Genomic DNA, 12017 nt, shown 5'->3' on the forward strand with positions numbered 1-12017 from the left:
TAACTTCATCAATCTTCGATTCATGAATTATCGCAATGAGATGTTCCAAATCAAGAAATACAATCAACCGCAAAAATAAACGGTCCAGAAAATAATACATTTTTTTCAAATCCATTTTGTTGAGGATGATTGTTTGTCGCAGATAGTTGTTTGTCGGAATACATTATTTGTGAATGAAACAGTCCTCCAAAAAGCGAGGCTTTATCCTTTTAAATGAATACATAATGTTGTTGTGTTTTTAAAAGACCGAAGGTCTTTAATCAATAGCCTGAGGCAACGCCCCAGGAAAATTGTAACAACTACGCCCCCTCACATTATTGGTCGCGACGCGACCAATAATGTGAGGGGGCGTGGAGGATACCTCAAAACCCAGGGCGTTGCCCTGGGCTAGCCTGTTTACACCTTTCCTGTCTTATTTATAAGGCAGGGTAAAACTACTTCTCTGCTTCCCTTCTCCGCTCAAGTTCCGCTATAATTTCATCCATTTTACTATCGCTCAGCTTATAGAAAATCATAATTGCACCCGAAATAAGCGCTGCAATTCCAGGGACAAAACTCATCATATATTTGATACCTTCAATAGTTTCGGGAGTTTGAGCAACATTTGCTTCAAAACCAAAAAACGCCAGTAGCCATAAAGTAATGGAGCCTCCAAGAGTCCATCCAAGCTTTTGGGACATACTTGAGGCAGAAAACACCAACCCGGTGGCGCGACGACCTGTTTTGTACTGTGAATAATCAGCAGCATCAGCATACATCGACCACATTAACGGGAAAATAATTCCTGCGCAAAAACTAATAAGTGCCTGCAAAAAATAGATAAAGAAATAATTTTCGCGATTGCAGAAATAGAAAACAACACTCAGCGCTGCAGCCATAAACATGGCGTACATAAAAGTTTTTCTCTTCCCGATGCGTGCAGAGACTGGCTTGGCCATAATAACCCCCAGCATATTGGTTGCCTGACCAAGAAAAAGATAAAGCGTACTATAAGCAAAGGAAGCTGAGAAAATAGAAACCGCCGTTTCGTCCACCACATAATACTTAAAGTAATACATGGCCACGCCGTCCCGCACTGAATTAAAGATCAAGGTCATCACTCCGGCCCCCAGAATTACGAACCAGGGGATGTTGCCCAAAAGGTTTTTGAAATCTTCTTTTAAACTGCTTTCCTGATTTTTGGGTGGCTTGATCCGCTCGCGCGTCCATGAAAAAGTCAACAGGAAAAAGCCAACAGCAATAATCCCAATAACTACCATGGTTAGCTGATAAGAAACCTCCACGCCCACATTCACAATATTGTTGAAAAAGTCCACGGTGGGCTGAAAAACAGCCACCACAAGCAGACTACCCCCAAAGGCAAAAACCATCCTGTAGGAAGCAAAGCTGGTTCGTTCGTCAGATTTTGCGGTCATCACCCCCAGAAGGCTCGCGTAAGGCACATTAATGGCCGTATAAGCCATCATCATCAGGGTGTAAGTAATGTAAGCATATACAATTTTGCCATTCATACTCAAATCAGGAGTAGTAAAAAGCAACACTCCAATAATGGCAAATGGGGCTGCAATCCATAAAAGATAGGGACGGAATTTCCCCCAACGGGTGTTGGTGCGGTCACCAATAATCCCCATAATGGGATCGTTGGCCGTGTCCCAGATACGTGTCACTAAAAACATTGTTCCGGCAGCAGCAGCCGGAATACCAAACACATCAGTATAAAAAATTGCCAGATAAAAAGTAAAAATCTTCCAGTACATGGAGGATGCGGCATCACCAAATCCGTAACCAATTTTTTCTCTGAGTTTTATTACAGTAGAACTCATCTGTCTATTTGCTTTAGATTAAAATCATGTTGTTTTTCGTTTAACCTGCCAAGGTCGGCTTCAACCAGCACTTTGAAAATAATTATTTCAGGCATAATTAGCTGATAACTAATTCCTGCTAATTGGCTTCAGGGAGCCTTTTGATTCGTTCAATACTTTCAATGAGTGCCCTGGTATTGTGATAAGGACATTTCCAGAAACCGACTTTTACCTCATTTGGTAATGGCTTACCATCTTCACCGATTAGTCCAAACCAACCCCCGTTTTCATGATCAATCACATGCTCTTTGATGTATTGCCAGATTTTCAGAAACATCTTGTAAAAGTGCTCATTTCCTGAGTGTCCGTAAGCGTCGAGTAATCCAACCATGGCTTCTCCCTGCACCCACCAGTGACGATCGGTGTGCATTTTCCCCTCGTCAAAATCGTATTCGTAAAGCAACGAGTTGTCATCAGCCATCCCTTCGTTCATGACCGCTTCCACCATCTTCAGGGTTTTCTGTTGCGATTCTCTCAACAAATCAGAATCACCAACAAGTTCGGCCGCCTCATTGATCAACCAGGCTCCTTCTATGTCGTGTCCGTAGGAGATCATATTACTCTGCACCATCCAGTCGATATCGAAAAAGAGATGCAAATGACCGGTTTGGTTGTTCAGGATTTTATCCAGAAAAACGCGAATCAGAGACTTCATCCGGTCTTTTAATTTATCATTCTTCCAAACTCTGAAAAGATTGGAGTAGGGCTCCAGAATGTGGAGATGCGTATTCATGCTTTTAGGACTGTTGGCATCCTTGGCACTCAGTCGCATGTCGTCCAAAGATTGCCAGTCGGCAGATAAAGCCTCCAGGTAACCTCCATGAACAGAATCATGACTGTGCTGCTCAATAAGATCAAACAGTTTTATCGCGAAATCCAGACTCTCCTGTTTACCGGTGGCTTTGAAATACTCTGCGAGACCATAAATACCAAAGCCCTGACCATAAATCTGCTTGCGGGAATTGGAAACGGAACCCTTATAATCAACAGCCCACACCAGACCCCCGTTCTCCTTATCCCAAAAGTGAGATGTCAGATAATTGTAGGCGCGATGGGCCAACTGCAAATACTCCTCCTTCTTCAAAAAATTATACGCCAAAGAAAAAGACCAAAGAATACGGGCATTTAAAACCAATCCTTTATCGGCTCCGGGCACTTTTTTTCCCCGGGTATCTACTTCCCCGGCAAAACCTCCAAACTCGTCATCCACAGCATGCGAAGACCAAAAGTCAAGAATACTGGTAAGCTCCTGATGCAGTTCGGTTATTAACTGTTGATTATTTCCCATTATAATCTAATATTTAACCTTTCATAAAGGCCTTATTCCTATCTATCAGCTCATTAATATTCTCTACCGAGCCCGCACTGTGAAATTTATCCTGCGGTGAATTCACACAATAATCCACCAGTTGATCAATGGTAGAAGTCGCTACATGCATACGAGTATCCGACGAAGCATAATAGAGGAAAACTTTTCCGTCATCATCGGCAATCCAACCATTGGCAAACAGCACATTAGAAACATCACCCACACGCTCCTTTTTAATCGGCCCCATGAAGTGTCCGACAGGTTTATAGGTCACAACCCATGGCTTCTCCAGGTCGGTCATAAACATATAAAGCGTGTAACGCAGACCTGCAGCAGTATTTCGCACCCCATGTGCCAGTTGCAGCCATCCCTTATCTGTACGAATGGGAGCAGGTCCCAAACCATTTTTTACTTCATATATGGTATGATACCGCTTTCCATCAACAATAATCTCTTCTTTCACCTCCGGATGCTCAATATCATCAGCTAAGCCGAAGCCAATACCACCACCTTTTCCCGTATCGATGAATCCATCCTGAGGACGTGTATAAAACGCATACTTACCATCAATAAAGTGAGGAAACAAAACCACATTACGTTGTTGCCCGCTGGTAGATTTAAGGTCCGGCAAACGCTCCCAGTTCATCAGGTCTTTAGTACGGGCAATGCCAGCTGCGGCCACAGCACTACTGGTATCTCCATCAGGTGCATTGGGATCTTTACGCTCGGTACAAAAAACACCATATACATAACCATCGTCGTGCTTTGTCAGACGCATATCATAGACGTTGGTATCCGGCACATCATTTTGCGGAAGTGTAATGGGGCGATCCCAGAAACGAAAGTTATCCACCCCATTAGGACTCTCGGCAACGGCAAAGAAAGATTTACGATCATTCCCTTCGGTTCGAACCGCCAAAACATACTTGCCCTGCCACTTAATAGCTCCCGCATTAAAGGCAGCATTGAACCCGATACGCTCCATAAAGCGGGGATTGGTTTCCGGATTCAAATCAAAGCGCCAATGCAATGGCACGTGATCACGGGTAAGGATTGGGTGCTTGTACCTGTTAAAAATCCCGTTGGTGCTAAACACCTCCTCATTGGAACGCGAAAGCAATGCCTCATGCTCTTTACTTATGCGCTCAAATCTTTCTTCAAACAAACTCATACTTCTTCCTGGTAAATATCGTTAAGTGGTCAATTATTTCTTTTTGAACTCATTCCAATCCTCAAGGAGCCAAATCTGCTCATTCGAAACAAACGCTTTAAAATCAGCTTCCGAAGGATGCCCCGCATAGCTGCTGAAAAAATGAGTGGTATCTGCATTGCGCCACAGCATCACATAGGCAATCTGAGAGGCCACCTCACTTTGCAAAAACGAAGGTCCCAGTTTTTGGGTAAACCATTTATCATCGATTACTTTATTCAGCCCTGATTCCGTAAAAGCGGCAACTTTACCGACTTTGTTTGCATAGCTTACAACAATTTCCAGCTTTTTAGTAGCTGCATTCACATTCACAGATCCTTCTCTGAAATCCCCATAATTATCCATTCCGATGACATCCACAATATCGTCACCCGGATACCATGTCAGGTATTCCTCCTCAGTATTAAACCGATTATCCGGGGAATAAGCAGTCAGGAAATCCAGTCCTTTTTCATTCTTCAGATACTCCACGGTAAAACGAAACAGCACTTTAAACTCTTCAGAAGAGCACAAAGTGCTTCCCCACCAGAACCAGCCCCCATCCATTTCGTGCCAGGGACGGAAAATAAAAGGAACTTGTTGCCCGTCTTTTGTTTTCAATGATGTGAAAAACGCAGCCACAGCATCCAGCTGTTTTTTGAATGCCTCATGGTGACTACCACCCGGTATAATATGTTCCACTACTCTCTGATCTGTATCCCAGGCACTTTTGGTTGTATCCACTGCACTGTATGGATGCCAGCTGAAAGTGATAACAGCTCCTTTTTCATGACCTCTGAGTACAAACTGTCGCATTTTGTCAAAAGGTACGCTGTCCAGATTTACCGAATGTCCAAGTTCTATGCCCCCGAGTTCCCAACCAAATAAGGCCGGATAATCACCTGCTGCTTCTTTGGTATCTGACCGGCCTTCTTCATAAGCCCAGTTCACGCCATACGCGAGATCATCCTGATGCCCAAATAGAACACCATTGTCACCTAAAGATTTCAACTGTTCAAAGAGCATATTTACCGGAGACTCCTGATCCTCTATCAATGGTCTTGAGACGCAGGATGCAAATAATGCCCCTGTAAGAATTAGTGTGAGAAATTTCTTCATCATTTTTTAACAATAACATTATCAACAAAATATCAGACTACTCTACCGGGATAAGACGCAACATAATCACGTCGTGAGAAGGTACTGTTCCTTTAAATGCCTTTTCAGTTTTACCCTCACTTTTCTTCGTCCAAAGATTGCGCATGGCATAAGTAATCTCCTCAAATCTGGCTTCATAACCAAAAATCTCATCCACCACATTCTCCTTTTTCCAGTCAAACCTCAATCTGACATCCTCCTGACCACGATTGAAAAAACAAACAGCCCATTCACCATTATCCAGTGGTTTGAACCAGGTTTCCAGACTGTCCTCACTACCATACTTAAAGCCCTGTACACCGAGTGAATCCTGATCAACGGCAATGACCTCATCGTTGGTCAGAATCTCTATTGTTTCAGGAGTCATATCGCGCAGGTCATTTCCGGAAATCAGAGGGGCGGCAAGCATTGCCCACATAGAAAAGTGAGCGCGATCCTCATTTACCGGCATACCGTTGCCTACTTCAAGCATATCAGGATCATTCCAGTGACCCGGACCTGCATATTTTCTCAAACCATCCTGCATATCCAGGATACGGGTTACGCCCCATGAATAATAACCACCATGATCATGTTTGCAATCCCAGCAAAGGTAAATGTCACCGGTAGTCCGCCACATATGGCCGACATCCCCGGCCCACTCCCAGGGTTGATTGTCACCCCATTCGCACATACTAAAAAAAATGGGGCGTCCGGCCTTGTAAAGAGCATCGCGCATGGTAGAATATGCACCAATCGGATTCACATTCTCGGTGTTACACCAGTCGTATTTCAGATAATCAATGCCCCATTCTGCATATTGAAGTGCATCCTGATACTCATAACCGCGACTGCCCGGGTATCCGGCGCAAGTTTTGGTTCCGGCGTCGGAGTAAATTCCCAACTTCAGACCTTTGGAATGTACATAGTCGGCCAAAGCCTTCATTCCATTTGGAAATTTGGCAGAATCGGCATAAATAAATCCAAGGCTGTCGCGGCCTCCATGCCAACAGTCATCAATCACCACATATTCGTATCCGGCATCTTTCATTCCGCTTTCCACCATAGCATCAGCAATGCCACGAATCATCTCTTCATTTACATCACAGGCGAACTTATTCCAGCTGTTCCAGCCCATGGGAGGAGTGTCTGCCAATCCTTCAAATTTTTGGGCCTGTACACCCATTCCAATAAATAAAACGACGGCCAAAAGCCAGGAGTTTTTGATTTTCATGTCGCAAATAAAATAAAGACAATTACTACTGATAAATTTTCAACAAAATAGCAGATTTAAACACTCAGGGACAAGTACAATTATTTCAGTTACTTATACAATACAGGCTTTTTAATCGCCAACTGAGTAAGAGATATAAATCAAACACATAAACCCCTCATTTCACCAATACATTTTAATCCTTTGTTTTTCAAAACTATCAAAACCCAAAAACCCTGAACCAGCTATAACATATCTGATCCAGGGCTTATTAAAACAACCAATACTATTTTAAAACAGATTCATTATTTAGTGTCTATTCATAAGACTACATTTCGACAGTCTCAATGTGGTGGGTTATGCCTGTATTATTTTAGATCGGGCATTTCATCACGCGTAATTACAGCATCGTGTGAAAAAGCATCCTCCCACCACTCAACATTGGCATGTCCATGTGTGGGATCATCAAAAGCCACAGATTCAGTATCCACGGTTCTATCATAATCGTACCATGGCATGAAGTAAGACCAAAAGGCACCACTATTCCATTGTTCGGAAATTTCAGCCACACTCCCGTTCTCACTCAGCGCGATCATTTTGGTGGGATAGGTCGTCTGAATTTCTTCAAACTGAGCCGCAATATTTTCGCCAGATCCATTATTATAAATATCACGACCAACAATGTCCACATACTCATCTCCGGGGTAAAAAGCATCATCTTTGGTCTGAGTGGTCCACACCCAGATCAAGTTATTCACCCCCTGCTGTTCGAAATACTCAAACATATAAATCCATAGATTCCGATAAGCTTCGGCACCGTCATACCCCCACCAGAACCAGGCAGTGCCATTGTCATACTCGTAAATGTTACCGGCAGCTTCATGCAGTGGGCGCCAAACAACAGGTATATTCTTGTCTCTAAGTAATTTCAGATATCCTGCCATTTCTTCCAAATCGGCTTTCACAATCTCATTCTCCCAGGTCCCCTCAACCAAAGCATTGGCCGCACTAAACTCTGTATCCTCCGAATAAGTCGAAAATTGATTGTTATCCGTCACCCCCTCTGATGGGGGAACATTCCAATGCCAGCAGGCACTTACAATACCGTTATTGGCCCACCAATCTTCTACCACCTGCGTATCATTGTAATCAATCCAGTTGGCAGGCGACCAGTTCAAATGAATATAATCGAAAGTATTCATGGCAGGATATTTCCCTGTGTGCTTATAGACCCAGTCGGCTTCGTTGGTATTCCAGCTCACATTGGCCACAGCCCCGGAAATAATCTTCATGCCATAATTCTCTTTCAGGAAATTATAAACATTTTGAGCCTCCTGCGATGGATTGGCTACCACCAGATCCGCACTAATCTCCACCGGCTGGGACGCTGCCTCAGTTGTAAAGCTAAATTCCACCGCGCTTTCAGAAGGTACTCCGGAGGTATTTTTTACTGCTCTGGCAGGGACATTTATCGTATATTCCTTCCCTTTTTCAAGTATCTCTTCAATCATTACTTTGGTCAGATGGGATGAAGCATCTGCCGACTCACCGTTAATGGTAATACCGTGATTTTCAATAAGCGTAATCACCTCATCATAGGTCAATGATACCTCAGAGGATACCGTCACCTCTTCTGAACCATCAGCAGGGGTAGAGGACACAAACAAAGGTGGAACTTTTGGGGTTTCTGAATCACTGGAACAACCGGAAAAAGAAATAAGAATTGCTAAAATCAAAAATAAACTTCTCAGCATACCCTAATATATTTTATAAAAGAAGCGGCCACCGCAGGAAGCAGGGCCGCTTCTTAACCATCAAATCATTTTTTTATTTAGGATCAAACCTCAGATTATCGAAACTAAGGCCTGCCCAATCCATTCCTGCCGGATTATTACAAATAATTCCAAAATCGCCACTTGTAGGAGTGGGGCTCGGTAAGCTGGATGCATCCATTGTCACTGTCATCCATGCACCATTCGTATCAATATATCCATCTTTTTCAGGCAATGGGATTACGACTGCATTACCACCTATGTAAGCCGCCATTTCATATCCATCATTCACTGCAACCGGAGTTTCAGTTTTTATATCAATTTTCAAAACATACTCGGATGGATTTACTGCAGGCCATCCACCATCAGGATCAGGATGGTTACAACCAACAACCCACCACCCCGGATTTGACAACAGAATTACATATCCCAGAGGCTTACAAATGGCTGCGTCATAAGAGCCGCCCCAGTTATCCCAGTCCAGCCCGTGCCAGTCAGACGATTCTCTGACATTGAAGTCCATGATCATTTCCGTAAATTCGGTAATAGGATCTCTACCAAAGGCAATCTCAGGTGAGAGAGTGGTTTCTCCATCAACTGTAACAAAAGTCAGTTGACCAGGACCCATTGTAACATTTTCCGGAACGTACACTTCCAATAAAGAGGCTGTTTTTGTTCCAAACATAGTGGCTGTTACACCACCAGGGAAAATAACATCAGTCAAAAGATCAAGTTTTTCCCCTTCAATTACCAACAAGCTGCCAGGCATGACAGCTGAAGGAACGCTGGTAATCACAGGCACATTGATTGATATAAAAGTGAAGCCTTGCGTAGTGACGACTTCCTCACTATTCTTTGCAACAACAGTCAAAGGACCACTTTCTGCCCCATTGCGAACAGCCACATATACCGAATCTTTACTTTCATCATACTCAGCCTCCACATTCACCCCTCCGGAGAAAGTAACACTGGCAACCAAATCAAGGTTCTCTCCTCCAAGACGAATGGTGTCGCCAGCAGGAGCTGCATCAGGTGCAAGTTCGCTAATTGAAGGCATAATCATCTGAAGCTCCTCAGAAGAAGTCACTTCCTTTTCGGCTTCTGTTGCAAAAGCTACAACTCCACCGGGAGCGTCAACAGGCACAGTAAACTCTATTTCAGAATCGGAAATTACCACAATCTCTGTTTGAGAAACCGCTCCAAACAACACTTCCGAAACAAGATCCATGTTCTCACCGGTGGCTCTTAACAGAGTTCCCGGTTTTACCGGATTCACATTAAAGCCGGTTATTGTTGGAACCATCAGTTCTATTTCCTCAACAGAAACAACCTCAAGCCCCGAACCCGGTATGATGGTTATAGTACCATCGTGTACTGCTGCGGGAATAATCACAACAATTTCGCCTTCAGTCTGACTAACGAAATCATCACTTTCCACTACCTGCTCTCCGGCAAACTCAACTTTTCGCACAACATCAAGGTTTGAACCGGAGATCGTCAGCTCTTCACCTGCTTTAACAGGATCGGTGGTAAATGCATTCTCTTCAGCAAAAGAAGGCAATACAACATCCAGGGTTTCTTCCGTATAAATAATAATTGGATCTTCAGCCCCATCAGAAACGCCGATAATACCGGTTTGTGCTCCATCGGGAACAACCACCTGCAGCTCTTTCCGGCTTTGAGACTCAAAACTAACGGAATCAACAGCAACGACTCTGTCTGTAAAAATCACCTCTTTCACCAGGTTCAGATAATCTCCCTTGATGGTAAGAATATCACCCGGCTTAATAGATGCCGGAGCGAATTCATCAATAGAGATGGGTTCAGAAAATCCGATAGGAGTTTTAGTTGTAATATCTCCTTCAGAGGTTTTAAGCACCACTAACCCCTCCACAGCAGTCTGAGGTACAGTCAGGGTAATTAAATCAGTAGATCTGCTTGTGAAGTCGGCCGCAGCGATTTCAATACCGTCGGGAATAACGACTGAGGAAACTTTGTCCAGATTATTACCAATAAATCTCAGTTCTGCCCCTCTGGCTACCGGCATGGGCCCATAACTCAGAAGTTCCACTTTGCTTCCATTTTCATCATCGTCATCTTCACACGATGTGAAAAGCATCCCGGCACCAAGCACAAGCAGCATCAACATACTGAATGAGTACCGGATATATTGCTTATATTTTTTTTGCATAATTGTAAAGTTTACGTTTGATCAACTATCTGGGAACTACACGCACATTGTCTATGGCGATAAAAAGATCCTGCTCAAGATCGGGATCCATAGCAGGCCCAAAAACAAAAAAGGTAAAGCCACCAAAGTCTCCCGGATATTCCAGGGAAAGACTGTTTATAGAGGCATCGTGCGAGAACCGGAATTCTTTCATCGGAATGCTCACCGTAATCCAACCATCCGTCTGGAATTCTTCTCCGGATTCATGCCAGGGACGCCACAAGGCCCGGCCCAACTCCATATCATTATAATACCCATTGTTTAAATCTGTCGGATCCGGAATATCTTTTGGAGTGAAAATGCACTGCAGGTATCCAACAGCCCATGGGTTTACCACATTAACCTCGAATTTAAGAGTCATATCCTCAAGATTGTTTTCGCCCAACTCAAAGAGTGGATCTTTTTGTAAAGGATTTGTGATTTGGGACCCCCAAAGGTTCATTGCAAGATTGTCTTCGACCCAGCCCCAGTCGCCAAGAGTTCCTGTAAGGGCAAGGTAATCTCCTGAAACACCATCAGGGCTTGTTCCCTGAGTATTTCCGGCTCTCCATCCTGCACCGGTTGTCTGATCGAAATCGAGAAAAACATTTCTATCATCACGGAAATAAAAAGATGACCTTGTAGATCCGTACATTGATTTTACAGTGATGGGGCCAACACCCACACCTTCGGGAACAATCACTCTAATCTCATCCACATCATAGCTTTCCACCTCTGCAGCAACATTACCCGGAAAAATAACTTCCAACGGTTTGTTTTCATCACCCAAAAAGTAGTTTCCCTCTATAATGGCTACCCCTCCGGCTGGAACATATTCGCACTTCATTGATCTCAGCAGGGGCTGCGGCACCTGCACCTCAAATCCATAAGTATATTCAGTTCCTCCGGCAGTCACCAACTTTATTTGATTGGTAACCTCTTCAGGAATAACATTGGGAATCGTTACAATAATGGTCTCGTCGGTAATGTAATTTTTATTCAGTTTGGCAGACTGGTCATTGAACCATACTTCCACCACATCACCCAGTCCTTCTCCTACCATAGCTATGGTATTCCCCAAAAAAGCACGTACTACCAGGGAATCAGAGGCCTGAGGATCTGTGACCCTGACGTACTCAATTTTCGGAGAATCGCCCGAAGAATCCGAGTCATCTTCGCAGGAACTCATCACGGATCCTGCAAGAAATCCGATTAACAAAAGCAGCATCAAAGAGAAGGATCTGCTTCTTTTTATATATTTTTTCATATTCATTAGTATAAAATTTAATTATTAAGATCTAATGGAACTCGTCCCGACCAATCGGG

8 protein-coding genes are annotated in these 12017 nt (G+C 43.7%); all 8 read right to left on the reverse strand.

What is annotated here, in order from left to right; translation table 11 throughout:
• Nucleotides 1-434: 434 nt before the first annotated feature.
• Nucleotides 435-1823 (reverse strand): MFS transporter, encoded by a 1389-nt coding sequence (locus tag W7W_RS0101555; RefSeq protein ID WP_010662111.1) that lies wholly within the window; start codon nucleotides 1821-1823, stop codon nucleotides 435-437.
• A 118-nt stretch (nucleotides 1824-1941) separates the two neighbouring features.
• A complete protein-coding gene (locus tag W7W_RS0101565; protein WP_010662112.1) occupies nucleotides 1942-3150 on the reverse strand; it encodes an AGE family epimerase/isomerase in 1209 nt (402 codons plus the stop codon).
• 13 nt (nucleotides 3151-3163) lie between these two features.
• A complete protein-coding gene (locus W7W_RS0101570) occupies nucleotides 3164-4342 on the reverse strand; it encodes a glycoside hydrolase family 130 protein (RefSeq protein WP_010662113.1) in 1179 nt (392 codons plus the stop codon).
• A gap of 33 nt (nucleotides 4343-4375) precedes the next feature.
• A complete protein-coding gene (locus W7W_RS0101575) occupies nucleotides 4376-5482 on the reverse strand; it encodes a glycoside hydrolase family 26 protein (protein WP_234408369.1) in 1107 nt (368 codons plus the stop codon).
• A gap of 34 nt (nucleotides 5483-5516) precedes the next feature.
• Nucleotides 5517-6731 (reverse strand): glycoside hydrolase family 27 protein, encoded by a 1215-nt coding sequence (locus tag W7W_RS0101580; RefSeq protein ID WP_010662115.1) that lies wholly within the window; start codon nucleotides 6729-6731, stop codon nucleotides 5517-5519.
• Between the two features lie 347 nt (nucleotides 6732-7078).
• On the reverse strand, nucleotides 7079-8464 hold the full coding sequence (locus W7W_RS0101585) for a glycosyl hydrolase (RefSeq protein WP_010662116.1): 1386 nt from the start codon (nucleotides 8462-8464) through the stop codon (nucleotides 7079-7081).
• Nucleotides 8465-8537: 73 nt separating this feature from the next.
• Entirely contained in the window at nucleotides 8538-10673 is a 2136-nt protein-coding gene (locus W7W_RS0101590) for a glycan-binding surface protein (protein WP_010662117.1), read from the reverse strand.
• Between the two features lie 25 nt (nucleotides 10674-10698).
• The gene (locus W7W_RS0101595) at nucleotides 10699-11958 is read right to left on the reverse strand and encodes a glycan-binding surface protein (RefSeq protein WP_234408367.1); all 1260 of its coding nucleotides are present in this window, start codon (nucleotides 11956-11958) and stop codon (nucleotides 10699-10701) included.
• Between the last annotated feature and the right edge of the window lie 59 nt (nucleotides 11959-12017).

This window comes from Marinilabilia salmonicolor JCM 21150, assembly GCF_000259075.1.
Classification (GTDB): domain Bacteria; phylum Bacteroidota; class Bacteroidia; order Bacteroidales; family Marinilabiliaceae; genus Marinilabilia; species Marinilabilia salmonicolor.